General features: G+C 71.7%; 24 protein-coding genes and 1 pseudogene. 15 read left to right on the top strand and 10 right to left on the bottom strand.

The genetic code is table 11. The features are described from left to right. A pseudogene (locus DAERI_RS20685) lies at positions 1-295 on the bottom strand (putative bifunctional diguanylate cyclase/phosphodiesterase); the annotation flags it as partial. Positions 296-830: 535 nt separating this feature from the next. On the opposite strand from DAERI_RS20685, the gene DAERI_RS20690 reads away from it, so the two are divergent. After that, positions 831-1,067, top strand: a complete 237-nt coding sequence (locus tag DAERI_RS20690; protein ID WP_103131343.1) for a hypothetical protein — start codon at positions 831-833, stop codon at positions 1,065-1,067. A 43-nt stretch (positions 1,068-1,110) separates the two neighbouring features. Here the strand turns inward: DAERI_RS20690 and DAERI_RS20695 are convergent, their stop codons facing one another. The 3 genes from DAERI_RS20695 to DAERI_RS20705 form a co-directional block, all read right to left on the bottom strand. Continuing rightward, a complete protein-coding gene (locus tag DAERI_RS20695) occupies positions 1,111-2,415 on the bottom strand; it encodes a hemolysin family protein (protein WP_103131344.1) in 1,305 nt (434 codons plus the stop codon). 75 nt (positions 2,416-2,490) lie between these two features. Further along, positions 2,491-2,820 carry a hypothetical protein gene (locus DAERI_RS20700; protein ID WP_103131345.1) on the bottom strand — a complete coding sequence of 110 codons (330 nt, stop codon included), beginning with the start codon at positions 2,818-2,820 and terminating at the stop codon, positions 2,491-2,493. 46 nt (positions 2,821-2,866) lie between these two features. Then, complete coding sequence (locus tag DAERI_RS20705; RefSeq protein ID WP_103131346.1) at positions 2,867-4,816, bottom strand: glycosyltransferase; 1,950 nt, start codon at positions 4,814-4,816, stop codon at positions 2,867-2,869. A gap of 121 nt (positions 4,817-4,937) precedes the next feature. Here DAERI_RS20705 and DAERI_RS20710 point away from each other — a divergent pair, with 121 nt between their 5' ends. Then, the gene (locus DAERI_RS20710) at positions 4,938-5,987 is read left to right on the top strand and encodes a Kelch repeat-containing protein (RefSeq protein WP_103131347.1); all 1,050 of its coding nucleotides are present in this window, start codon (positions 4,938-4,940) and stop codon (positions 5,985-5,987) included. A gap of 92 nt (positions 5,988-6,079) precedes the next feature. On the opposite strand, the gene DAERI_RS20715 is transcribed toward DAERI_RS20710, so the two are convergent. Further along, complete coding sequence (locus DAERI_RS20715; RefSeq protein WP_103131348.1) at positions 6,080-6,907, bottom strand: ion transporter; 828 nt, start codon at positions 6,905-6,907, stop codon at positions 6,080-6,082. After that, entirely contained in the window at positions 6,835-7,152 is a 318-nt protein-coding gene (locus tag DAERI_RS22505; protein ID WP_165794314.1) for a hypothetical protein, read from the bottom strand. The genes DAERI_RS20715 and DAERI_RS22505 overlap by 73 nt, the downstream gene beginning before the upstream one ends. A gap of 454 nt (positions 7,153-7,606) precedes the next feature. On the opposite strand from DAERI_RS22505, the gene DAERI_RS20720 reads away from it, so the two are divergent. Then, positions 7,607-8,476 carry a GNAT family N-acetyltransferase gene (locus tag DAERI_RS20720; RefSeq protein ID WP_268806667.1) on the top strand — a complete coding sequence of 290 codons (870 nt, stop codon included), beginning with the start codon at positions 7,607-7,609 and terminating at the stop codon, positions 8,474-8,476. Here DAERI_RS20720 and DAERI_RS20725 read toward each other — a convergent pair. Next, positions 8,454-8,945: an ATP-binding protein gene (locus DAERI_RS20725; RefSeq protein ID WP_114149468.1), complete on the bottom strand. Its 492-nt coding sequence runs from the start codon at positions 8,943-8,945 to the stop codon at positions 8,454-8,456. The two genes, DAERI_RS20720 and DAERI_RS20725, sit on opposite strands and share 23 nt — an antisense overlap. A gap of 517 nt (positions 8,946-9,462) precedes the next feature. Here DAERI_RS20725 and DAERI_RS20730 point away from each other — a divergent pair. Then, a complete protein-coding gene (locus DAERI_RS20730) occupies positions 9,463-10,350 on the top strand; it encodes a lysophospholipid acyltransferase family protein (RefSeq protein ID WP_103131350.1) in 888 nt (295 codons plus the stop codon). Between the two features lie 304 nt (positions 10,351-10,654). On the opposite strand, the gene DAERI_RS20735 is transcribed toward DAERI_RS20730, so the two are convergent. Next, positions 10,655-11,902, bottom strand: a complete 1,248-nt coding sequence (locus tag DAERI_RS20735) for an MFS transporter (RefSeq protein WP_103131351.1) — start codon at positions 11,900-11,902, stop codon at positions 10,655-10,657. Between the two features lie 30 nt (positions 11,903-11,932). On the opposite strand from DAERI_RS20735, the gene DAERI_RS20740 reads away from it, so the two are divergent. From DAERI_RS20740 to DAERI_RS22515, 3 genes are all read left to right on the top strand, one after another. Continuing rightward, entirely contained in the window at positions 11,933-12,580 is a 648-nt protein-coding gene (locus tag DAERI_RS20740) for a winged helix-turn-helix domain-containing protein (RefSeq protein ID WP_103131352.1), read from the top strand. A 115-nt stretch (positions 12,581-12,695) separates the two neighbouring features. Continuing rightward, positions 12,696-12,860: a hypothetical protein gene (locus DAERI_RS22510; RefSeq protein ID WP_165794315.1), complete on the top strand. Its 165-nt coding sequence runs from the start codon at positions 12,696-12,698 to the stop codon at positions 12,858-12,860. After that, entirely contained in the window at positions 12,857-13,018 is a 162-nt protein-coding gene (locus DAERI_RS22515) for a hypothetical protein (protein WP_165794316.1), read from the top strand. Before DAERI_RS22510 ends, DAERI_RS22515 begins: the two co-directional genes overlap by 4 nt. A 75-nt stretch (positions 13,019-13,093) precedes the next feature. Here the strand turns inward: DAERI_RS22515 and DAERI_RS20745 are convergent, their stop codons facing one another. Further along, positions 13,094-13,906 carry an SDR family NAD(P)-dependent oxidoreductase gene (locus DAERI_RS20745; RefSeq protein WP_103131353.1) on the bottom strand — a complete coding sequence of 271 codons (813 nt, stop codon included), beginning with the start codon at positions 13,904-13,906 and terminating at the stop codon, positions 13,094-13,096. A 146-nt stretch (positions 13,907-14,052) separates the two neighbouring features. Here DAERI_RS20745 and DAERI_RS20750 point away from each other — a divergent pair, with 146 nt between their 5' ends. From DAERI_RS20750 to DAERI_RS20785, 8 genes are all read left to right on the top strand, one after another. Next, on the top strand, positions 14,053-14,718 hold the full coding sequence (locus DAERI_RS20750; protein ID WP_103131354.1) for a TetR/AcrR family transcriptional regulator: 666 nt from the start codon (positions 14,053-14,055) through the stop codon (positions 14,716-14,718). Next, positions 14,715-16,025, top strand: coding sequence for an FAD-binding protein (locus DAERI_RS20755; RefSeq protein WP_103131355.1), 1,311 nt, complete (start codon positions 14,715-14,717; stop codon positions 16,023-16,025). The genes DAERI_RS20750 and DAERI_RS20755 overlap by 4 nt, the downstream gene beginning before the upstream one ends. A gap of 107 nt (positions 16,026-16,132) precedes the next feature. Then, on the top strand, positions 16,133-16,756 hold the full coding sequence (locus DAERI_RS20760; protein ID WP_103131356.1) for an MBL fold metallo-hydrolase: 624 nt from the start codon (positions 16,133-16,135) through the stop codon (positions 16,754-16,756). Between the two features lie 156 nt (positions 16,757-16,912). Beyond that, entirely contained in the window at positions 16,913-18,166 is a 1,254-nt protein-coding gene (locus DAERI_RS20765; RefSeq protein WP_103131357.1) for an ABC transporter substrate-binding protein, read from the top strand. A gap of 73 nt (positions 18,167-18,239) precedes the next feature. Further along, entirely contained in the window at positions 18,240-19,196 is a 957-nt protein-coding gene (locus tag DAERI_RS20770; protein ID WP_201262807.1) for a carbohydrate ABC transporter permease, read from the top strand. Continuing rightward, the gene (locus DAERI_RS20775) at positions 19,193-20,038 is read left to right on the top strand and encodes a carbohydrate ABC transporter permease (RefSeq protein WP_103131358.1); all 846 of its coding nucleotides are present in this window, start codon (positions 19,193-19,195) and stop codon (positions 20,036-20,038) included. Before DAERI_RS20770 ends, DAERI_RS20775 begins: the two co-directional genes overlap by 4 nt. Continuing rightward, positions 20,035-21,012, top strand: coding sequence for a Gfo/Idh/MocA family protein (locus DAERI_RS20780; RefSeq protein ID WP_103131359.1), 978 nt, complete (start codon positions 20,035-20,037; stop codon positions 21,010-21,012). The genes DAERI_RS20775 and DAERI_RS20780 overlap by 4 nt, the downstream gene beginning before the upstream one ends. Beyond that, positions 21,009-22,010, top strand: coding sequence for a Gfo/Idh/MocA family protein (locus DAERI_RS20785; RefSeq protein WP_103131360.1), 1,002 nt, complete (start codon positions 21,009-21,011; stop codon positions 22,008-22,010). Before DAERI_RS20780 ends, DAERI_RS20785 begins: the two co-directional genes overlap by 4 nt. Here the strand turns inward: DAERI_RS20785 and DAERI_RS20790 are convergent. Then, entirely contained in the window at positions 22,007-22,459 is a 453-nt protein-coding gene (locus DAERI_RS20790; RefSeq protein ID WP_103131361.1) for a hypothetical protein, read from the bottom strand. The two genes, DAERI_RS20785 and DAERI_RS20790, sit on opposite strands and share 4 nt — an antisense overlap. Positions 22,460-22,821: the final 362 nt, after the last annotated feature.

Below are 22,821 nucleotides of genomic sequence, written 5' to 3' on the forward strand. Positions count from 1 at the left end.
CGAGGAAGTAGACGCTGCACGTGAGAATGATGCCCAGGACCACGCGGGGGGTGCTGTCCGGGCGGAGGAAGAGGATCAGTTCGAGCGCGCCGAGGCCCAGGGCGAGCAGGGGGTAGGCCACGCTGTCGAGCAGGTAGGGGGGGCGGCCCAGCGGTTCGAGCACCGCACCCAGGACGAAGGCGAGGATGGCGAAGGGGAGCGCGACGAGCAGGCTGCGCCGCCACCCGTCCTCGTCGGGCACGCCCGGGCCCCGGACCAGCCCGCCCAGCCTTTTCCACCACCGGGACGGGCTCACGCCCCACACTCCCACGGTTGGGTGGGGCACCCGCCTGCCCCGTCCACGAGCGGCCTCCCGGCGAGCATCAGCCCTCCGGCCAGGGGGGGAGAGTGGCGGGGCGGCCGCTTGGCCCCTCCGGCGCGGGCCCGACGCCGCCCGCGGCTCCGGGCCCCCCCAGCGCTCCCTGACCCGCCCGGAGGTGCGGCGCTCGTACCCGCTCGGCGTGACTCACGCCCGAACTATCCCACGGGACCGGCCTGCCCGGGTGTGTTCTTGCCGAGCAGACCTTGCGTTCCTCACGCGCCCGCTGCTGGGAGCTGTTTGCCCGGGTCGATTCGCCTGCCCCGCCGCACTCCTTTGCCTGTGGGCGGGAACATGGCTGCGCTACGGGGAGACCTCCACGGCGGGTCCACAACCGCGCCCGGGTCCGGGGTATCCGGCAGGCGTGGGGGGAGGACTGGCGTGCCGCTCCCCGCCCCGCCTCCACATTCTTGAACGTCCTGCCATCCTCCCCATCCCCGTTCCATTAAGCTGGAGTCACAGGAGGTGCGTCATGACCGACAAGGACAAGAGCCTGGGCGAACGTCTGGGCGACGCCGCCGACGCCGTGAAGCACAAGGTGAACGAGGGGGCCGACCGCGCCCGCGCCGAGGGCCACGACTTCAAGGCCGAGACCAGCGACAATCCGCTGGAACGCGCCGTGGAGAAGGGCAAGGGCATGGTGGACCGGGGCAAGGCCGAGCTGCACGACGCGGCCAGTGAGCAGAAGGCCCGGGACGCGGGGAGCTGAAGGAGAGGGACGCGAGGGGGCGCGGTGCACAGGCCGCGCCCCCTCAGCCGTCCCCCCGGTCCACGGTGGCGATGATGACCTCGGCGGGCGGCGTGACCAGCATCCGGTCGATACGCGGGCCGTCGAGGTCCACCACCTCCAGGGTCCAGCCGTCCACGGCGGCCTGCGAGCCCACCTGGGGGAACTCGCCCAGCACCTCCAGCACGTAGCCCGCCAGGGTGCTGAATTCCTCGTGGTCCAGCCGGGGCAGGGGGAGGGTGTCGCGCAGGTCGTGCATCGGGATGCTGCCGTCCACCAGGAACGTCCCGTCCTCCCGGCGCACGATCATGTCGGCCTCCTCGGGGGTGTCCACGCCCGCCAATTCCTTGAGCAGGTCGGTGGCGGTGAGCAGGCCCGAGAAGGTGCCGTACTCGTCCACGGCGATCGCCAGCCGCTGGTGCCCCTCCTGGGTGACCCGGGCGAGCACGTCCTCGGCCCAGGCGGTCTCGGGCACGTACACCACCGGGCGCACGAGGTCCGCGAGGGCCTCCCCGGTGCGGGAGGCGCGCAGCACATCCACCACGTTGAGTTGCCCGATCACCTCGCCGACCTCATCCACCGCCGGGTAGCGGTCGTGGGGCGAGGCGAGGACCCGCTCCACCACGGCGCCCAGCGGGGCGGTCACGTCGAGTGCGATCACGTCCGCCCGGGGAGTCATCAGGTCGCGCACCCGGCGGTCGTTGAAGCGCAGCACCCGGTCGATGCGCCCTGGCTCGCCCTCCTCCAGGCTGCCGCTCTGGGCGGCCTGCTGCACCAGGGCCTTCACGTCCTCCTCGGTGACCCTTTCCTGCGGCTCGCCGCGGATGCCCAGCAGGAGGAGCAGCCCGCGCGTGGTCGTCTCCAGCAGCCACACCACGGGCCGCACCGCCCGCGAAAGCACCGCGAAGAAGGGGGCGACCCGGGCGGCCAGGCCCTCGGGGTTGCGCAGGGCGATGTTCTTGGGGGCGAGTTCCCCCAGCACGAGCGAGAGGAAGGTCACCAGCAGGACGACGGCGACCGAGGCGGCGGTATCCGCATTCCCCCCGAAGAGGGGCCGCAGGACGGGTTCCAGGTAGCGGGTGAGGTTGCCCCCGGCGAAGACGGCGCTGACCGTGCCGATCAGGGTGATCCCGACCTGCACGGTGGCGAGAAAGGCGCCGGGCCGCTCGGCGAGTTCCAGGGCGCGGGCGGCCCCCCGGTGCCCCGCGGTCGCCTGGGCCTGGAGCCGGGACTTGCGGGCCGAGACCACCCCGAGTTCCGAGCCGGAGAAGAAGCCGTTCACGATCAGCAGCAGCACCAGGATGCCGAATTCGACGAAGGGGTTGCCCACGGGGGGCAGTGTAGGGGAAAGCGTCGCTGGCCTTTGGCGCCCGGCCCGGAGTCTTCAGCCTCCCTGAAGCCCGCCCTACCGCCGCATCTCCAGAGCCACCGTGGGCTTTCTCCCGTTCCCGCCCACCGTGCAGCTTACGGGGATAGGGGCGGCGCCAGCGTCCCCGAGGGTGCGGAGGGTAAAGCTCGCCTCCAGGCCCGTCTGCGTGTAGCCCTCCACCACCCTGTTCCCGATGGTCAGGGTCTGCCGCCGCACCTCGCGCTCGCACAGCATCCTCACGTCCTCCGGCGAAACGGGCCGGGGCCCGAGGGCGGCGTAGAGCCCCACCCCGGCGAGCAAGGCGGCCGCCAACGCCACCAGGACGGTTCGCCACTCCAGCCCGGCCGTGGCCGCTGCGTTGTTCATGGTTTTACTTTACGGGACGGCTAGACATGACTCCCGGCGGTAGAGCTCAGTCCGAGGGCAGCGGCACCCCCGCGTCCTGTTGTCGGCGCAGGATGACCTGCCGGAACAGGGCGATCAGGGCGGGCGCGTGCGTCTCGAAGGCGAAGTCCTCCCGGGCGGCGCGGGCGTTGGCGGTGAGCTGCGCGAGGCGGGGACGGTCCCGCAGTTGTGCGGCGGCGTCCGCGAAGTCGCGGAAGAAGAGGCCGAAGTCGTGCCGCTGCGCGAGGGTCTGCATGGCGACGAGGGAATGGCGGTTGTCGCGCATGATCCAGGGCAGGCCCGCCGCCGCGTAGGTGCCCAGCCGGGCGGGCAGGTTGAGGTCGTCCCAGTTCGCCCGGCGCAGGTCGCCGCCGTTGCGCGAGTCGAAGATCTGGACCCAGCCCGCGTCGTACTGCGACAGCTCACGCACCCAGCCCGCCGGGGTCACGGTGGGGTGCAGGTGCATGTGGCCCGTCTCCAACCCCTCGCGCGACCAGTTGGGGAACCACTCGTGGAACTGCGCCCCGTAGAAGTGGACGTGGATGCCCGCCGCCGCGATCTCCTCCCACGGCACCAGGCCGATGGGCCGCCCCGCGCAGACGGTGTGAATCTGCCCGTCGCGCCCCGAGAGCTTGGGCGCCCACTCGTCCGTCATCCACACCCGGCTGGGCAGGTCGCCGTCGAGGAGGAGGGTGGGCTTGTCCCCGAGGCGGCCCCCGGTGGCGAGCCGGAACCAGTCGCGGTTTTCCGGGCTGATGAACACGTGCCCGTCCGCCCGCTCCAGCACCTCGACCAGGGTGGGCCACAGGCCGTGCTCCAGGCAGATGAAGGGCCCTTCCTTGAAGTGGAAGACGGCGGGAATGTCGGGCAGGGCGCTCAAGATCTGGTGGATAAAGGCGAGGTCCTGCCAGTTGAGGAGCGCGTAGATCACGTCGGGCCGGGCGGCCCAGACCCGCTCGCGCCAGGCGTCGCCCAGGGGCAGCGTCTCGATGTGCCCGAAGGGAAAAGGCCCCGCCGAGTCCCAGGTCTCGGTCTTCGGGAGCCACAGGGCCGAGAGCCGGTGCCCCAGCGCCTCCAGGGCCGTGATCCGCTCGGGATTGAAGCCCAGCGAGCCCACGAGGAGGACGTGCAGGCCGTCCCGGGCGGGGCGGGGGCGCGGCGCGGCGAAGGGGCCGTAGCGTTCCCGCTCGTCCGTGCGCATTCCGCGCGAGGGCTGGAAGTTGAGCCACACGTCCTCCCCCACCCCGTAGTGCGCCCGGTAGCGTGACAGCCCGCCCACAAAGCCCGCGATGATCTTGTGCCGCTGGTCGGGGTGGTCCACCCACTCGCAGGTGAGTTCCCCGGCGTAGGCGAAGCGCGCCCCGTGGTCGAGCAGGCCCCGCCAGAAGTTCAGCTCCAGCCGGTCCGAAACCTCCGCCTCGCGGGGGACCCAGCGCACGGCGTCCTGACGGCGGTGCATGACCTGGACCAGGGCCAGGGGGTTGCCGCTCGGCACCCGCTCGCCCCGCTTCGCCGCCGGGGGGGAGGCGATCACCTCCGCCTCGCGGCCTACGGCCTCCTCACCGCGCAGGGTGGGGCCGTAATTCCAGTACGCCCAGCGCACTCCCCCGTAGGCGAGGTCCACCTCGGGCCGGGCGTCCAGCAGGTCGGCGAGGGTCCCGAGGTGGTCGGGGTAGTACACGTCGTCGGACGGCAGGTAGGCGAGGTAGGGGCCCCGCGCCTCCCGGGTGGCGACGTTCAGGGCGTGCCCCAAGCCGCGGTTGCGCTCAAAGCGGATGAGCCGCACCCGGGGATCGGCCAAGTAGGGCGCGAGCACGTCGGTGGTCTCGTCCGGCGAGCCGTCGTCCAGCACGATGAGTTCCCAGTCGGTCAGCGTCTGGGCGAGGAGGCTCTCGAGGGCGCGCGGCAGGAAGGCCGCCTGCTTGAAGGTGGGCATCAGGACGGAGACCCGGGGCGCGGGGGGCTCAGCGCGCGGCATCGGGCGCTCCGGGACGGGAAGGGGGAACGTTCACCGGGCCAGCATGGCCCAGGAGGGCATTCATCGTCCAGGGCGACTTCGGCGGGCACGCGCCGACGTACACTCGGGCCGGAGGCGATCCATGCGTAACCATCCCGTTCGTCGCCCGCTCGCCGGACTCCTCCTCGCCGCCGGGCTCGCCGTGGCGGGGGGGCTGGCCCTTCAGAAAGACCGCGCTCCCGGAACCGGCCAGTGGTCCACCCGCGCCCCCATTCCCCTGGCCGACGGGGAGGTGGGCGTGGCCGAGGTGGGGGGCCGCATTCACGTGCTCGGCGGCTACAGCGGGAACGGGCGGCTGCACGCCGAGTACGACCCCGGAACAGATACCTGGCGGCTGCGCGCCCCCCTTCCCCGCGCCCTGCACCACGTCGGGGCGGCGGGGCTGGACGGCAAGCTCTACCTCGTCGGGGGGTACGACCACGCGAGCGGGCGGGGGGTGGCGGACGTGTTCGAGTACGACCCCGGGACGGACCGCTGGCGGGCCCGGGCGCCCATGCCCACCGCCCGGGGTGCCCTGGGGGTGGCCGTGCTCGGCGGCAGGCTGTACGCAGTCGGGGGCCGCGACCGGGCGGACACCGGGGCGAACGAGCGGTACGACCCGGCCACGAACACCTGGACGGGCCTCGCGCCGCTGCCCACCCCGCGCGACCACCTCGCGGTCGTGGCGCTGGGCGGGCGGGTTCACGCGGTCGCCGGGCGGCTGGAGACGTACACCCGCAACACGGGCGTCCACGAGGCCTACGACCCCGGGATGAACCGCTGGACCCCCCTCGCCCCGCTGCCCACGCCCCGGAGCGGGGTGGCGGCGGCGGTGCTCGGCGGGCGGCTGTTCGTCCTCGGGGGGGAGGGGACACAGGGCACGTTCCACCAGAACGAGGCCTACGACCCCGGGCGGAACTGCTGGACCCGGATGGCCCCCCTGCCGACCGCTCGGCACGGGACGGGCGCAGCGGTGGTGAACGGGGTCATGTACGTCCCGACCGGTGCGCCCACCCCGGGAGCCTCCCGAACCGCCGTGAACGAGGCGTTCACCTGGAGTCCGGGGGAGGCACCTCTGCCCTGCACGGGGTCAGGTCGTCCCGGAGCGGGGAGGCGCGGGCCAAGCCGAACACCGGGTACGCCCGGCGGTTGACCGAACTCCTCCTGGACGGGAAGGAGCGGCTGAGCCGTGCCGCCGGGGCCTGCCGGAGGGGCGGGCTCATCCCGTCACGCCGCGCGGCCCGGTCAGGGTTCGCCTTCCTCCCCCTCCCGCTTCGGCAGGGCCGCCCGCAGCGCCGCCACCTCCTGCCGCAGGGCCGAGAGTTCCCGGCGCAGGGCGGCGTTCGTCACCTCGCCCTCGCCCCCCTCGGCGTCCTGGTCGCGGCCCACGAAGAAGCTGGCGACAGACGCCGTGATGTAGCCGAAGACCGCGAAGCCGTACAGGGCGAGCAGCCAGGTGAGAAACCGGCCCTCGGCGGTCTTCGGGAAGTAGTCCGAGCCCATCGTCACGAGCACCATCGCCGTCCACCACAGCCAGGGCACGTACCCGGTGAGGCCACTCTCCCGCGCGGGGGGCACGTCCTCGAAGGCGAGCATCCCCGCCGCGCCCACCAGCGCCACGAGCAGCGTGAGCAGCGCGACGTAGCCCACCCCCCGGCGCCGAACGGCCCGCCCCGCGGCGCGGAAGCCCCGGTTGAGGGAGGTCAGGAGCCGCACCAGGTTCAGGGACCGGGTGGCCCGCAGGAGCCGCAGGGCGCGCAGCGCCCGAATCGCCCTCAGCACCCGCAGGGCGGGGAGCAGCAGCGACACGAGCGTGAGCCAGTTCGAGCGCAGGTAGGCCCGCTTGTCGGGCGCCACCGTAAAGGAGAGCAGGAAGTCGAGGACGAACAGCACCCAGATGACGTTGCTCAGGAACTGGAGCCCCGGGGTCAGGCCGCGCGTGAGGTCGAGGACGAGCAGCCCCAGCCACACGAACCCCAGGACCGTCATGGGGCCGTCGGTCAGGCGGTCGAGGTGCCGCAGCAACTCCAGGCGCTCGCGGTGCAGGTTCTCGGCTTCGGGCCGCTGGGACATGGGGGCCACCGTATCAGCCTGGGCGTGCCGGGGCGGCGCCACATCCCGCGGACGCCCGGCGGGAAGGCGCGGGGATCAGCGGTAGCGGGCACCACACCGCCCGCCAGGAGAACAAAATTGAACCGGCGCCGTTCCTGGCGCTCGGGCAGCGGTTGGTGCAGGGCGCCCCTCCGGCCCCGTCTCAGGACCGCGAAGAGCAGCAGCGCGACGACCACCGCGAAGACCACGCCCGCGACGGCGAACATGATCCACCACGACAGGTCCACCCGGTCGGCGCGAGGGCCCAGGGAGAGGCCGCCAGGCAGCGGCCCGGGCAGGTCAGCACGAGCGGCATGGCGGCGCGGCGCGTGCGTCTAGGACACATCCTCAGGAACATCCCCTTCCCTTTTGTCGTACTGTGGTAGAAAAACCGTACGGCTGGCTCCGGCGATTTGTCAACGTGGGTGGGACTTCGGGAACGGGGAGCGTCCTCACCCAGCCTTTAACCGCCGTGGGGAATGCCCGGGGTGGTGAGAACGGTGGACGCCCACCCTGGCCCGCGCCTCCCGCCGCGCCTGGCCCCCGGGCCGAAGCCCGCCAGCCGCCAGGCACACTGGGGGCATGACCGCCCCACGCCCGCAGCTCTCCCCCTCGCTCTACCGCGTCTAAAGCGCGTTCCGGTGCGAGCTGAGCAAGTTCACCAACGCGCAGCGACAGCGCATCCAGAAAGCGGGCCTCACGCCCCAGCAGTTCTCGCTGCTGGTGCTCCTGGGCGCCTCCCGCGACGAGGGGGTGAACATCGGCGCCGCCGCCGAGGAGCTGCACATCGCGCACAACAGCGTGGTCGGGCTGTCGCAGCGGGCCGAGCAGGCGGGGCTGCTCACCCGGGTCTCGGCTGGGGGACGGCGCCAGGGCACCACGCTGCACCTGACCGAGCTGGGGGCGCGCCGTCTGGACGAGGTCACCCGAACGCTCATCACCGAACTCGCCGGGGACCGCCTGCTGCTGGTGGAGACCCTGTCGCGGTGGAACACCGTCCTGGCGGCGCGGGGGCTGGCGCCCGGGGGCGCGGCCCGGGGGGGGGACGCCCGGTACGGGGTGCGCCGGGCCCTGGCGCCGGACAAACCCCTGGTCTGGCACCTGCTGCAACTGTACCTGCACGAACTCAGCCCCCTGCTGAACGCCGTTCCCGACGAGCGGGGGCAGTACGGCTACCCGGCCTTCGACGCCTACTGGGGGGGCGAGGGGCATATTCCGTACCTCTTCCACGCCGAGGAGCGGCCCGCCGGGTTCGCGCTCGTGCGGCGCCGGGCGGACAAGCCCGGGCCCTGGCATGTCCTGGAGGAGTTCTGCGTGCTGCGGCCCTACCAGGGTCAGGGCCTGGGCGCCGCGTTGATCGGCGAGGTGCTGCGCCGGCACCCGGGCCGCTGGTCGGTGGCGTCCCTCCAGCGCAACCCCTTCACCCACCACTTCTGGGAGTACGTGCTGCCGCGCCACGCCGCCGCGCCCCCCGTCAGCGAGCCGGACGAGACGCGGCCGGAGGTCACCCACTTCACCTTCGAGGTGTCTATTCCTGCGGCCCGGGCGTGAGTCCCGGGCCGCGGGCGAACACCACCTCCACGTGGGCGCCCTGCCTGAGTTCGCTGGTCAGGGTGATCTGGCCCCCGTGCTGCTCGACGATCCAGGCGGCGATGGACAGGCCCAGGCCCGGGTCGCGCGCCCGCGCGGGGTCGGCCCGGTAGAACCGCTTGAAGAGGTGCGGCAGGTCCCCGGGCGGGATGCCCGCCCCCTCGTCGCGGACGACCAGCCGGACCCCGGCCCCGCCCGCCTCCAGGCGGCCACCCACACCCGGGGGCGAAACCGCATTGAGTGGAGCGCCGAGCCCGGGGGCGCCAACACCTATCAGGTTCTCTTCAACTTCGAGGGGGGCCCGGGACGGCAATACGGTGGGCGGCACGCCCGCCGCCGCGCCCCGTCCGCGCTCCCGGCGTACACCCAGGCTCACCCGCTCGTCCACGTTCACCGCCCCCTCGGCCAGCAGCGCGGCCCCCAGCACCATGACGGCGGGCAGGAGCCAGAAGCTGGCCCGCTCACGAGGAGTCTTTCCCCCCCAGCACCCGTCGGCGGACCCGCGACCCCTCGCTCCCCGGCGGGCCAGCCCTCACGCTGCCGCCCGCAGTCGCCCTCGGTCTCCCGCCTGGCCTCTGCGATATCGTCGCCGTACCCAATCCCCACGCCGTGCTGAGGGCGGCGCACCTCGGAGGCGGTCTCGACCGTGACCCGGTCAGTGTTGGGAGTCACGTCCTGCCCGACCCCTTGCAGGCGCTTGGGGGCGACGTTCAGGTTGGCGGCCACGCTGCCCCTAATACCGGCTGACGGGTGGGCGACCTCCCGCCTCCCCCGGCGCGGGGCAGCCGTGCTGGCGAGAAGAATGTCAGGCTCGGCGGGAGCGTCCGCGCCGCCGGGAACGCGTTCGGCCGGGACCGGATCACGCGCCCCTCCCGCCCGCGCTCCCGTGGGTCCGCCGCCCACCCGGCGCCCGGATGAGGCATGCTGGGAGCCGCCCGAGGTCTCCGTTGCGTTCTGATCCCCCCCCGCCTCCCACCCTCCACTTCCGGCCCCGCTCGGCGGCGGACTGGCTGCGCTTCGCGGGGTGGGGCCGCGCCCTGCTGTGGCAGTCGGTGCGGGAGGTCAGCCGCCTGCCCGCGAACCTGACGCCGGGGCAGCGGGACGCCGTGCAGAAACGGCTGAGCGCCCGGCTGCTCGGCCACCTGCGGGTGCGCCTGCTGGTGCGGGGCCGCGAGCATGTGGGGCGCGGCCCGTATCTGGTGGCGGCCCTGCACGAGGGCATCGCGGACGTGCTGGCCCTGCTGCACCTGCCGTTGCCCCTGCGGTTCGTCGCGCGGGGGGAAATCTTTACCTGGCCCGGCGTCGGCCCGGCGATTACCCGGCTGGGGCACGTGAGCATCGACCCGGAGAGCGGGTCCGGGGGCTACCGCCACCTGCTCGGGCAGGCGCGGGCGATCACGGCGGGGGGAGAGAGCCTCGTCCTGTTTCCGCAGGGCACCGTGCTGGGCCTGGAGACGGACTTCCAGCGGGGGGCCTTCGCCCTCGCGCGGCACCTGGGCCTGCCGATCCTGCCGGTGGCCCTGACCGGCACCCACCGCGTGTGGGAGCACCCCTTCACCCCGGCGCTGCGCTACGGGCAGCCGGTGGGGCTGCGGGTTCTCCCAGCGGTCACCCGCGAGGAGGTGCGCCGCACGCCCCCCGAGGAACTGCGCGTGGGGCTGCGCCGCCGCCTGAAGAGTGCGGCCCTGGAGCCTGGCCTGCCGCCCCCCCGCCGCTACGACCCGGAGCGCGACGGCTACTGGGACGGCTTCCACTTCGCCATCGACCCGGACTTCCCCCGGGTGTATGACCTCGTGGCGGCCCACCGCCGCGCCCTGGGCGGGGAGACCGCGTGAGGAACGGTCCGGGCTTCGCCTTCGCGCAGAACAGGGCGGCCAGCGCGGCGGCAGAGGGTAGACGAACCCGGTGGGCCGCAGATGAAGGGCGCGCGGACGGGCAAAGCCGCAGGGCAAGAGCCCAAGGGCGAGGAGACCGACGGGCGGCGAGGCAAGACCCGCTGGCCCGCCTGAGCAGGCCTGTCACCCTGGGCCACGCGGGGGGCTTGCGCCGAGACGCTTCGCCTCCGCTCGGCATGACGAGGTTTCTGCGCGCCGTCCCACGATGCCTTCCCGGATGTTCCGAATTCCGAGCCGGTCGGGATTAACCCCTGCCATCTCCCCCGACCACCCCGCGGCCCCGGCCCACGCTCCTCTTCCGCAGCGCCCGCCAGGCGAGCAGCCCGGCGAGCAGGTAGGTCAGCGCGTCCACGTTGATCACCCACGCGCCCACGCGGTCACCCAGCACCCCCGACACACCCATTCCCAGCAGCAGGGTGAGGCCCAGCAGCCCCGAACACGCGCTGAACACCCGCCCGAGGGCCTCCTGGGGCGCGGCCCGCTGGAGGCCCAGGCCCTGCGCCGTGCCGAAGACCGCGAACGGCAGCCCGGCGACGGCGGTGAGGACGACCGCAGGCCAGACCTCCCGGTAGAGAAGCGCGTAGTTGAAAATCGCCACCAGCAACAGGCCGCTTCCCAGCGCGCCGAGGGCCAGCAGGCGCAGGGCGGGCCAGCGGTCGGCGACCCGCGCCACCGCCCAGGCCCCCACGGCGCCGCCGAGCGCCTGGGCCGACATGATCAGGCCGAGCGCCCGCCCGTCCCCGCCCGGGATGTCCCGGACGAAGGGCGCCATCAGCGTGGAGATGAACCCCTCGCCGAACGCGACGACCGCCACGACGACGAAGATCACGCGCAGGGTGGAACTCCCCGCCACGACCGCCAGCCCCTCGCGCCACTCCCGGAGGAAGGCAACCCGTCCGGGCCGGGAGACCCGTTCCGCCGGGGCACCCGCCACCCCCGCGAGCAGCAGGGCCGCCACCACGAACGTCAGCGCGTCAAGGAGGATCACCGCCGGGAAGCCCAGCCGCGCCAGCACCAGGCCCCCCAGCCCCGGGCCGATCAGGCGCGCGAGGTTGTTGTTCAGGGCGTTCAGGCCGCTGGCCTCCCCCAGCCGCTCCCGCCCCACCAGGGTGGGCAGCAGCGCGTTCTCCGCCGGGCCGAGGAACTGGCCGACGCTCGACGCCAGGAAGCCGACCAGGGCCATGAGCGGCCACGGCGCATGCGCGGCGGGCAGGAAGCCCAGCGTGACCACGGCCAGCCCCACGTTCGCCCAGACGAGGACCCGGCGGTAGTCCAGCCGGTCCACCAGGACGCCCGCGAATTGGCCCACCACCACGGGGGGAACGGCCCCCGCCATCAGCACCAGGGCGGTCGCCAGCGTGGAGCCCGTCTCGCCGTACACCTGGACGGGCAGCGCGATGAAGAGCGCCCCGTTCCCGACCCAGGAGACCAGCCCCGCCCACCACACCCGGGCGAAACTGGCCTGAAGGAGCAGCGGGCGGTCGGGAGCCATGCCGCCACGGTGCGGGCTAGGCTACTGCAAATGACACTCCCCGATTCACCCAGCTTCCACCAGGTCACCGACCCCCGACAGGCGGCGATCCTGACGGACCCGGCGGGCAAGGCGTTCTTCGCGCCCTTCCTGGCCCGGGAACGCACGGTGCGGGAGGCCGCCGAGATCGTGGGCTGCGCCCTGAACACCATGCTCTACCGGGTAAGGGTCATGCTGGCAGCGGGACTCCTGAAGGTGGTGGAGGTGAGGCCCCGCGCGGGGCGGGCGATCAAGGTCTACCGCTCGGTCTACGACGCCTATTTCGTGCCGTTCGGCGTCACGCCCTACGCCACGCTGGAGGAGCGGGTGGCCGCGCAGGGCAGGCCGCTGTTCGCCCGCCTGACCTCCGCCTACGCGGCGGCGCTCCACGCCCATGGGCTCTTCGGGAACGCCCTCCTGCTGGGCGAGAACGGGGCAGTCTGGACGACGGACCTGCCGCCCGAGGTCACGCGCGACGGCAGGCCGCTCGTGTTCTCGGACATGACCGTGCATCTGGAGACGGATCAGGCGCACCAGGCGGCGCGGCAACTGTCGGGGGCCTTCCGGGAGGCGATTCAGGCCGAGCAGCAGCAAGCATCCGGGCGGACGAGCGGGTACGTGATGATGGTGGCGCTCATTCCGCTGGACGCCGGGCCGTAGACCAGCGGTTCCTCCCGGAACACCGCCCTCAGTTCCGCAGCCCGCCCAAGTGGTCGTCGAGCTACCGTCCGGGCGGGGGCCCACCCCGCTGACCTGAGCGGTTCTGGAGGACCGCGTGCCGACCACCCTGGAATTCATTGGCAAGGCCATTGTCGAGCGCGGCGGCGAGCGAATCGGGCGGGCGAAGGAAGGCGTCATCGACCTGCGGGAGGTGGGGTACTCGCGCTCCCCTTCGGGTCGGTCTTCGAGCTGGGGCCGCGGGCGGTGCTCGCGGCAGTGAGCGACGACCTCGTGCCGGGGGTGGGACTGGCCCACCAGCAGGGTCCGCGGATGGGCCGCACCCTCTTCCTAAGCAGCCGGGGCAGCCCGCTCGGCGGCGTCCTCGACCTGCACTTCGACCCGGACTCGGGCCGAGTGACCGACTGGGCCACATGCTGATCGCCCTGCTCCTCGCGCTGGGTGTGCTCGCGGCCCCGGCCAGCAGACGCCGGGAAGCAGAGCCGGCCCTCCCCCTCAGCGCGCCCGGTCCTGCGCCCGCCGCACCAGGCCGGGGACGAGGGCGCGCGGCAGGAAGCGGGGCGTGAGCGCGAGAAGCTGGTTGGCCCGGCCCACTACCCGCACGGCCTGCCCGCGCAACATGGCGTCGATCCCCTCGCGGGCCACCTCCCCGGGGCCCGGAATCTCGCGGCCCTGAAGCAGGCGGCTCTCCTCCAGCCGGGCGCGGGCCTGGAACCCCGTCTCGACCGGGCCGGGACAGAGCGCCGTGACGTTCACGCCGCTGCCGCGCACCTCCTCGTTCAGCGCCTCCGAGAGGCTGAGCACGTAGGCCTTGGTGGCGTAATACACGGCCATCAGCGGCCCGGGCATGAAGGCGGCGGTGCTCGCCACGTTCAGCACCCGGCCCCGGCCCCGCGCCACCATGCCGGGCAGGAAGCGGCGGGTCAGGTCGGTCAGGGTCGCCACGTTGACCTGGATCATGTCCCGCGTCTGCCCCGGGTCCAGGGTGATGAACTCGCCGTAGGAGGCGAACCCCGCGTTGTTCACCAGGAAATCGACCGTCAGGCCCAACTCCCCGACCTCGCGCTCCAGCCACTCCCCCGCGTCCGGCAGGGCCAGGTCGAGCGGGACGGGGAAGGCCCGGACCCCGTGCGCCGCCTCCAGCTCCCGAGCGAGGGCCTGAAGCCTGCTCCCCGTGCGCGCCACGAGGATGACGTGAATGCCCCGGGCGGCGAGTTCGCGGGCCAGCGCCTCACCGATGCCGCCACTCGCGCCGGTGACGAGGGCGGTGCGGGCGGAGGACGGGGAGTTGGTCTGCGGCTGAGTCATAGGGGAACCTCCCGGAAGGCGTGCACTTAATGACCTTCGGTTAGTTACTCTTACTTACCGCGGGTCAATCTGTCAAGCCATCCGCCTCCCCGGCTCAACGATTTTCCTGTTTGTCGGCGGCGGAGTTTCTCGGCTATAGTTGACCCGTGGTTATTCATACGCGCGCGCGCACGCCGGAGTCCAAGCTGGAGCGGCGGGGGCGCATCCTCGACGAGGCGCTGGCCCTGTGGCGGGAGCGGCGCTACCCGGACGTGACGCTGGCGGACATCGCGGGGCGGGTCGGCCTGACCAAGCCCGCGCTGTTCGCCTATTTCGCCACCAAGGAGGAGCTGTTCCTGAGCCTGTACGAGCGCCTGCTGGGGGAGTGGTTCGATGCGCTCGACCGGCACCTGCGCCTGGGCGGCACGCACACCCCGCCCAGCCTGGCCCTGCTGCTCGCCACCCTGACCACCGAGCGGCCCGCGCTCGCCCGCCTGATCCCGCTGCTCGCCGGGCTGCTCGAACACAACGTCACCGCGGCCCGGGCGGCGGAACACAAGACCTGGGTGGCCTCGCGCCTGGCGGTGACCGCCCCCCTGCTGGAGGCGGCCCTGCCCGGACTGCCGGGCGGAAGCGGCCCCGCCCTCCTGACCTACACCCAGGCCCTCGTCGCGGGGCTGCAACCCCTGGGCGAGCCCTCCCCCGCCGTGCGCGAGGCGCTGGCGACGACGGGCCTGGGCGCCCTGCACGTGGACTTCGAGGCAGCGCTGGGGGAAAGCCTGACGGCCCTCGTGCGCGGGATGGTCCACCCCGCGGGGGAGGACGGCCGATGACCCGGCAACGCAACTGGGCGGGCAACCTCACGTACCGCGCGGCGAACTGGCACTCCCCCCGCAGCGTGGGGGAGGTGCGGGAACGGGTCCGCCGCGCCGACCGGGTGAAGGTGCTGGGCTCCCGCCATTCCTTCAACGGCATTGCGGACACGGACGGGGCCATGCTCTCGCTGGAACACCTGAACCGCGTCGTGGGACTCGACCGCGAGCGGGGCACGGTGACGGTCGAGGGCGGAATCCGGTACGGGGAACTCAGCCGCTTTCTCCACGGGCAGGGGTACGCGCTGCCCAACCTGGCCTCGCTGCCGCATATCTCGGTGGCGGGCGCGTGCATGACGGCGACGCACGGCTCGGGGGACCGGGTGGGCAACCTCGCCACGGCGGTCTCGGCCCTGGAACTCGTGACGGCGGACGGCGAGGTCGTCGAGGTTTCCCGGGAGGGGAACCCAGAGACCTTCCCGGGCATGGTCGTCGGGCTGGGAGGGCTGGGCATCGTCACTCGGCTGACGCTGGACGTGATGCCCACTTTCGAGATGCGGCAGGACGTGTATGAGGATCTGGCGCTGGAGGTGCTGGAAACCCACTTCGACGCGGTCCTGTCGAGTGCGGACAGCGTGAGCCTCTTCACCGACTGGCGGCGCCCGCGCTTCTACCAGGCCTGGCTCAAGCGCCGCGTGACGGGGCGGGACCCCTTTGGGCCGCCGCGCGAGTGGTTCGGCGCGAGACCCGCCCCGGGGGACCGGCACCCCATCCCCGGCCTCTCGCCCGTGAACTGCACCCCGCAGATGGGCGTGCCCGGACCCTGGCACGAGCGCCTGCCGCACTTCCGCCTGGAGTACACCCCCAGCAGCGGCGAGGAACTGCAAAGCGAATACCTCGTGCCCCGGCAACACGCCCTCGCCGCCTTCCGGGCCATTCACGCTCTAGGCGAGCAGATGGCCCCCATCCTGCAAGTCGCCGAGGTTCGCTCCGTCGCCGCCGACGACCTGTGGATGAGCCCTTTTTACCGGCAGCCCTGCGTCGGCCTCCACTTCACCTGGCGCCGGGACGAGGCGGCGGTCCGGGCCTTCCTCCCGCACCTGGAGGCGGCCCTCGCCCCCCTCGCGGCCCGGCCCCATTGGGGCAAGGTGTTCACGCTCCCCCCCGAGGCCCTGCCCGGCCTGTTCGGGAAGCTGCCGGACTTCCGCCGCCTGCTGGAGGAGTACGACCCGCAGGGCAAGTTCCGCAACGCCTTTCTCGACCGGTACATCTTCGGGGCGGCGAGGCCCGGCGTCCCTGAACTTCTCGCAACCGTCGCGGAAGGGTGAAGGCAGAAGGCCAGGAGGAGCGCCTTCCGTCCCCTGCCCGCCCACTCTCGCTATCGGTCTCTTTCAGGAACCTCCCCCCTCCCCCGCCGGGAATGCCAGACTCAGCCATGCTTGAATACCGCACCTTCGGCGCGAACACCTACCTCCTGCGGACCCCGGAGGGGACCCTCCTGGTGGACAGCGGCCTGAGCCGGACCCGGGAGCAGGTTCTCGCCTGGGCGCGCGAGGAGGGCGTCCGGGCCGTCCTCCTCACCCACCACCACCCCGACCACGCGGGCGGCGCGCGGCACCTGTGGGAGGCACTCGCCCTGCCGATCTACGCCCACCCGCTGGACGTGCCGTACCTGACGGGCGAGGTGCCCCGGCCACCCCTGGGGCTCCCGGTGGTGGGGCGTATCCTGAACTTTCCCGTGCCCCCGGTGCCGCGCGCCGCCCTCCAGACGCTGGAGGAGGGCGACTCGCTGATGGTCTGGGAGGTGGTGCACCTGCCGGGCCACACGCCGGGACAGATCGGCCTGATGCGCGAGGGGGTCCTGATCGCGGCGGACGCTGTCGGCTCGCGGCGGGGCCGGGCCGCCCTGCCCCCCGGCTTCCTGAACGAGGACCAGGAGCAGACCCGCCGCACGGTTCGCAAGATCGCCAACATGGAGCCGCGCGAGGTGTACGTCGGGCACGGCCCCGTTCTCACGGGCGGGGAGGTGCGGGCGCTGGCAGAGCGGCTGGGCGTGTGATGCGAAGGGGCCGGGTCAGACCCCCACTCGCCGCCCTCCTGTTGACCGGGTTGTGACCGCGGAGTATATGTATTCTTAAGCTAGGTCACAATCTTCGCGTTCTGGTCGGCACAGGAGGTCTCATGCCTCCGCCGTGCCCGGTTTGGGGAGGTCTCCATGAAACGTCTGGGTCTGCCGCTTTCCCTCCTGCTCCTGGCCAGCCTGGCCGGGGCGCAGAAGACGACCCTCACCATCGAGAGCTGGCGCAACGACGATCTCAAGGTCTGGCGCGACAGCATCATCCCGGCGTTCGAGAAGCAGTACCCCAATATCCACGTGGTCTTCTCGCCCACCGCCCCCACCGAGTACAACGCGGTGGTGGACGCCAAACTCAAGGCGGGCACGGCGGGCGACCTCATCACCTGCCGCCCCTTCGACAAGAGCCTGGAACTGTATCAGGCGAGGCGGCTCGTCAGCCTGAATAGCCTGCCGGGGCTGAAGAACTTCGACGCCATCGCCAAGGCTGCCTGGTCCACCGATGACGGCAAGACCACCTTCTGCGTGCCGATGGCCTCGGTGATCCACGGCTTCCTGTACAACAAGGCGCTGTTCAAGGAACTCGGGCTGAGCGTGCCCACAACCGAGACGGCGTTCCTGAACACCCTCGCCAAGATCAAGCAAAGCGGCAAGTATGCCCCGCTGGTGATGGGCACCAAGGACCAGTGGGAGTCGGCCACGATGGGCTACCAGAATATCGGCCCGACGCTGTGGGAGGGCGAGAAGGGGCGCAAGGGGCTGATCGCCGGGACGGCGCAGTACAACAAGGGCGGCTTCCTCCAGGCGTTCAACTCGCTGGCGAAGTGGAAGGACTACCTGCCGCAGGGCTACCAGGCGCTCGCCTACCCCGACGCGCAGAACCTGTTCGCGCAGGGGCGCGGGGTGATCTACCCGGCGGGAAGCTGGGACATCGGCACCTTCCGGCAGATGAACCCGAACCTGGACCTGGGTGCGTTCCCGCCGTACTCCATCAACGGCAAGAAGTGCGTGATCGACGATCACCCCGACATCGCCATGGGCATCAACGCGGCGAGCAAGAACCAGGCGGCGGCGCGGACCTTCCTGAACTGGGTGGCGTCCGACGCCTTTGCCAGCCTGTACGCGAACGCGCTGCCCGGCTTCTTCCCGCTGGCGAACGTGAAGTACACGGTGAAGGACCCGGTCGCGCAGGAGTTCCTGAAGTGGCGCTCCCAGTGCGGCAAGAGCTTCCGGTCCTCGTACCAGATTCTCTCGCGCAACGCCAACCCGAACAACGAGAACGACCTGTGGAACGTCTCCTCGCAGGTCCTCAACGGCAGCCTGACCCCCAAGGCCGCCGCCGACCTGGTGCAGAAGAACCTGGCGTCCTGGTACGCGCCGCAGAAGGGCAAGTAGGCCGGCTCATCTCCCGCAAGGCCCGCCCGGTTCGCGCCCGGCCGGGCCTTTTTCCCCATCCGAGGATGACCGCATGGCCCATACTTCCCTGTCCGCCACCTCGTCCTCTGCCCGCGTGAAGCGGCGCCGCCCCTTTCCCTGGCACATCGCCGTCTTTCTCGCGCCCGCCGTGCTGATCTACACCGTGGTGATGATCTACCCCATCCTGTCCTCGCTGTGGCTGTCGTTGAACAACCAGTCGGGGGGAAGGGCGGCCTTCGTCGGGCTGGCGAACTACCAGAAGTTGCTGGGAAGCGAGCTGTACGCGCAGCCCCTGTGGAACGCGCTGCGGAACAACGTCGTGTTCTTCCTGATCCACATGCTCGTGCAGAACCCGGTGGGATTGCTCCTCGCCGTGCTGCTGAGTTTCCGGCTGCGGGGGAGCGCGGTCTACCGCACGCTGCTGTTCACGCCGACGGTGCTGTCGGTGGTCATCATCGGCTTCGCGTGGAAGCTGATCCTGAACCCGGTATGGGGGGTGCAACGCGCGCTGCTGACCCCGTTGGGGCTGGAACACCTCGACCAGCCGTGGCTGGGGTTGCCGAACACGGCCCTGCCCACCCTGTCGCTCATCAGCGTGTGGCAGAACATCGGCATCCCGATGCTGCTGTTCCTCGCCGCGCTCGTCCGCATCCCCGACGAGCTGTACGAGGCCGCGCGGCTGGACGGGGCGGGCGGGTGGACGATCTTCCGGCGCATCCAACTGCCGCTGATCCTGCCCACCGTGGGGATCGTCAGCGTGCTGACCTTCGTGGGGAACTTCAACGCCTTCGACCTGATCTACTCGACCCAGGGCGCGCTCGCCGGGCCGAACTTCGCCTCGGACATCCTGGGGACGCTGTTTTACCGCACCTTCTTCGGCTACCAGCTCCAGTCCGGTGACCCCTACATGGGCGCGGCGGTGGCGGGCGTGATGCTCGCCGTGATCCTGGCGGGGCTGCTCGTGTACCTCGTGGCCTGGCAGCGGCGGATGACGGAGGTGCAGTTGTGACGAGCGCGGGTGTCCCCCTCCTCAACCGCCCCTCGCGGGTGCTCGGCCACCTCGTGCTGATCTTCTACAGCCTGCTGGCGACGCTGCCGACGCTCCTCATCATCGTCAATTCCTTCAAGGACCGGCTGACGATCTTCTCGCACCCCTTCGCGTTGCCGAACGGGGGCACCTTCACGCTGGACGGTTACCGGACGCTGGCGAGTTCGGCCAATTTCCCGCTGTTCTTCCTCAACAGCCTGCTCGTGACGCTGGGGTCGCTCTTCCTCATCCTGCTGGTGAGCAGCATGGCGGCCTTCGCCTTGAGTGAGTACCGCTTCCGGCTCAACACCCTCCTGGGGCTGTACCTGTCGGTCGGGATCATGGTCCCCATCCGGCTCGGCACGGTCGGCATCCTGAACCTGATGGTGGGCCTGCACCTCGTCAACACGCTCTGGGCGCTCATCCTGGTATACACGGCGCAGGGCATCCCGCTCGCGGTCTTCGTGCTGACCTCCTTCATGCGCGGCGTGCCCCGCGACCTGAAGGAGGCCGCACGCATCGACGGGGCGAGCGAGTACCGCATCTACGGCCTGACGCTGCCGCTGATCCGCCCCGCGCTGGGGGCCGTCACGGCGATCTCCATGATCCCGATCTGGAACGACCTGTGGTTCCCGCTGATCCTGGCGCCCGGGGAAAGCACGAAGACCATCGTGCTGGGGGCGAGCGCCTTCCTGGGGCAGTTCGTGAACGACTACAACGCGGTGCTGGCGGCGCTGACCCTCGCCATCGTGCCCGTCGTGGTGCTGTACATCATCTTCTCGCGGCAACTTGTCAGCGGGATCACCGGGGGGGCGCTGAAGTGAGTCGCCTCACGGTCGGTTTGATCGGCACGGGGTTGATGGGGCGGACCCACGCTCGGGGGTGGGGGACACTGCCCGGGGTCCTGACCCACGTGTACGCCCCGGACGAGAGGACTCAGCAGTTCGCCGCCGAGTTCGGCCTTCAGCCCTGCGCGGAACTGGACGAACTGCTGGAGCGGGTGGACATCGTGGACCTCTGCACGCCCACACCGACGCACCGCGACCTCACGGTTCGGGCGGCGCGGGCGGGCCGTCACATCATCTGCGAGAAGCCGCTGGCCCTCACGCTGGACGAGGCGGACGAGATGATTTCGGCGTGTCGGGAATCGGGCGTTCGCCTCTTCGTCGCGCACGTCCTGCGCTTCTTTCCCCAGTACCGGGCGGCATGGGAAAGGGTTCAGGCCGGGGCCATCGGGGAGCCGCGCGTCCTGCGCCTGAGCCGGATCGGTGCGCCCCCCACGCCCGGAAGCTGGTTTCACGACGAGTCGCAGAGCGGCGGCGTGCCCCTCGACCTGATGATTCACGACCTCGACTACGCGCGCTGGGTGGCGGGAGAGGTGGGGACGGTGTACGCGGTCCAGAGCCGCCAGGAGGGACGGGTGATGGTCCAGGCGACCCTCTCGCACCGGGTCGGGGCGATCAGCCTGGTGGAGGGGGGCTGGGCCGCTCCCCAGGGCGTCTTCCGCACGGCCCTCGACCTGGCGGGGACCCTGGGCGTGATCGAGTGGAATTCGGACGCTCCCTCGCCGCTGCGGTCCCACGGTCCCCCGCCCCCTCCCCCATCCCAGGAGGGCGCCTCCCTCCCGGCGCTGGCGGGTGATCCCTACGCCGCGGAACTGGAACACGCCTACCGCGCCATCGGGTCCGGCACCCCTTTCCTCGTCGAGCCGGAGGACGCCCGGGCCGCCCTCGCGCTGAGCCTGGCCGTGCGGCGCAGCCTGGAAACCCGGCAGCCCGTCCCCGTGGAGGACACATGATCCCCGTTCGCCTCGCCCTGCTGGGGGTCGCGCATGTCCACGCGGATGCGTACGCGGCCTGGCTCACCTCTGAGCCCCACGTCCAGCCCCTCGGCTTCAGCGAGGAGGACCCGCACCTCGCCGCCGAGTTCGCGGCCCGGACGGGGTTGGCCCACCTGCCCCTGGAAGGGCTTCTGGGGGCAGGACCGGGGGGCGTCATCGTCTGTAGCGAGACTGCCGTTCACCGCCCGCTCGTCGAGGCCGCCGCGCGGGCCGGGGCGCACGTCCTGTGCGAGAAACCCATCGCCACGACGCTGGAGGACGCCCGGGCGATGGGAGAAGCGTGCGCGCGGGCCGGGGTGGGCTTCCGCACCGCCTTCCCCGTCAGGTTCTCCCCGGCGGTCGGGCAACTTCACGGGATGCTCCGGGCGGGTCTTTTGGGGAACGTCCTCGCCTACAGCGGCGTGAACCACAGCGTCTGCCCCGACCGGGAACGGGGCTGGTTCAGCAATCCACACCTCGCGGGCGGCGGGGCGGGGATGGACCACATCATCCACCTCGCCGACCTGCTGCACCTCTTCGGCGAGCGGGTGGAGGGCGTGTACGCGCGGCTGATCCCCGTGCCGGAGTGGGTCCTCCCGGAACACGCCGGGGTGGACGCGGCGGGGCTGGTGACCCTGAGCCTCGCCTCCGGGGCGGGAGCCACCATCGACTGTTCCTGGAGCCGACCCCGGACCTACCCCCGCTGGGGCCACCTCAAACTGGGCGTGGTCGGCACACAGGGAACACAGAGCCTCGACGCCTTCGCCGAGTCCATCACCGTGACGGGCACGGCGGGACGGCACTGGGTCGGCTACGGTCCCGACCTCAACGCCCTCATGCTGACCGACTTCCTGAGTCTCTGCACGCGCGAGCGGCCCTCACTCGGGGCGGACTGGAACGCGGGATACGAGGCGCTGCGGGTCGTCCTGGCCGCCTACGAGTCGCAGGCTCGGGGGCGGGCGGTGGGCCTGGTCTAGCCCTGGCCGGAACCCACCCCCGCCTGAAGCAGGTGGGCCATGTACCGCTCGGAGAGAAACTGGACGAGGCCGTCGGCCATCTCGGCGGGGTCTGTGGAGAAGGGCTGCGCGAAGGGCTCGGTGACGGTGAACCGGTTGATCTGCGCGCCCTGCACGACGAGTTGCCCCGCGTAGGTGACCGTGAGCGGAACCTGAACCCGGACGACGGGCCGCTTGAGCCCGTCGAGCGGCAGCCGGGCCAGCAGGGCGGCCGTGACGTGGGCGGCCACATCCTCCGGCGCCGGGGCATCGAGCGGCTTGACCGTGACCTCCTGGTAGCCCCGGCCTTCCAGCATGACCTTGATCTGGGCCTGCAACTCGGTGAGGTAGGCCGCGGCCTGGCCCTCCAGCTCCTGCCGGGCGTGGAGAATCCGGGCGAAATCGAGGGCAGAGGGCCTGGTGGCGGTCACGGTCGCAACCTCCCGTCGGGTGGGGTGAGCATGGCTCTCCCAGCATGACGCAGGGCGCGGCCGTGCGGGAGGCCCGGGCATTGAGGAAGGGTTGACGGCCTCTCAAGGCTGCCCCCCAGTTGCCTTAAGGCGGGTTCACCCTGGCCGGGGGTTGTCGGCGGGAGGTCGGCACTGCCGGGTGCGGCGGGGGGCGCCGGAGTCCTGACGGGTTCAATCCGAGCGGATGGGAGAAGGAGACAAGACGGATTCTGCGTTGTGAACGTACATCCCTCGTCCTTGACGTGGTGTGCGGGAACTGAGCGGAATCCGTCTGGGCATCCGGCTTTCCCCGCCGCGGCCCTTGCCGGGGAGCCGGGCCGAGC

It is taken from the genome of Deinococcus aerius, from assembly GCF_002897375.1.
Taxonomy (GTDB): domain Bacteria; phylum Deinococcota; class Deinococci; order Deinococcales; family Deinococcaceae; genus Deinococcus; species Deinococcus aerius.

Coding starts and splice junctions, on each gene's coding strand:
- DAERI_RS20690 (WP_103131343.1), top strand. CDS start 831: ATGACCGACAAGGACAAGAGCCTGGGCGAACGTCTGGGCGACGCCGCC.
- DAERI_RS20700 (WP_103131345.1), bottom strand. CDS start 2,820: ATGAACAACGCAGCGGCCACGGCCGGGCTGGAGTGGCGAACCGTCCTG.
- DAERI_RS20705 (WP_103131346.1), bottom strand. CDS start 4,816: ATGCCGCGCGCTGAGCCCCCCGCGCCCCGGGTCTCCGTCCTGATGCCC.
- DAERI_RS20710 (WP_103131347.1), top strand. CDS start 4,938: ATGCGTAACCATCCCGTTCGTCGCCCGCTCGCCGGACTCCTCCTCGCC.
- DAERI_RS20715 (WP_103131348.1), bottom strand. CDS start 6,907: ATGTCCCAGCGGCCCGAAGCCGAGAACCTGCACCGCGAGCGCCTGGAG.
- DAERI_RS22505 (WP_165794314.1), bottom strand. CDS start 7,152: ATGTTCGCCGTCGCGGGCGTGGTCTTCGCGGTGGTCGTCGCGCTGCTG.
- DAERI_RS20725 (WP_114149468.1), bottom strand. CDS start 8,945: ATGGTGCTGGGGGCCGCGCTGCTGGCCGAGGGGGCGGTGAACGTGGAC.
- DAERI_RS20735 (WP_103131351.1), bottom strand. CDS start 11,902: ATGGCTCCCGACCGCCCGCTGCTCCTTCAGGCCAGTTTCGCCCGGGTG.
- DAERI_RS20740 (WP_103131352.1), top strand. CDS start 11,933: ATGACACTCCCCGATTCACCCAGCTTCCACCAGGTCACCGACCCCCGA.
- DAERI_RS20745 (WP_103131353.1), bottom strand. CDS start 13,906: ATGACTCAGCCGCAGACCAACTCCCCGTCCTCCGCCCGCACCGCCCTC.
- DAERI_RS20755 (WP_103131355.1), top strand. CDS start 14,715: ATGACCCGGCAACGCAACTGGGCGGGCAACCTCACGTACCGCGCGGCG.
- DAERI_RS20760 (WP_103131356.1), top strand. CDS start 16,133: ATGCTTGAATACCGCACCTTCGGCGCGAACACCTACCTCCTGCGGACC.
- DAERI_RS20765 (WP_103131357.1), top strand. CDS start 16,913: ATGAAACGTCTGGGTCTGCCGCTTTCCCTCCTGCTCCTGGCCAGCCTG.
- DAERI_RS20770 (WP_201262807.1), top strand. CDS start 18,240: ATGGCCCATACTTCCCTGTCCGCCACCTCGTCCTCTGCCCGCGTGAAG.
- DAERI_RS20785 (WP_103131360.1), top strand. CDS start 21,009: ATGATCCCCGTTCGCCTCGCCCTGCTGGGGGTCGCGCATGTCCACGCG.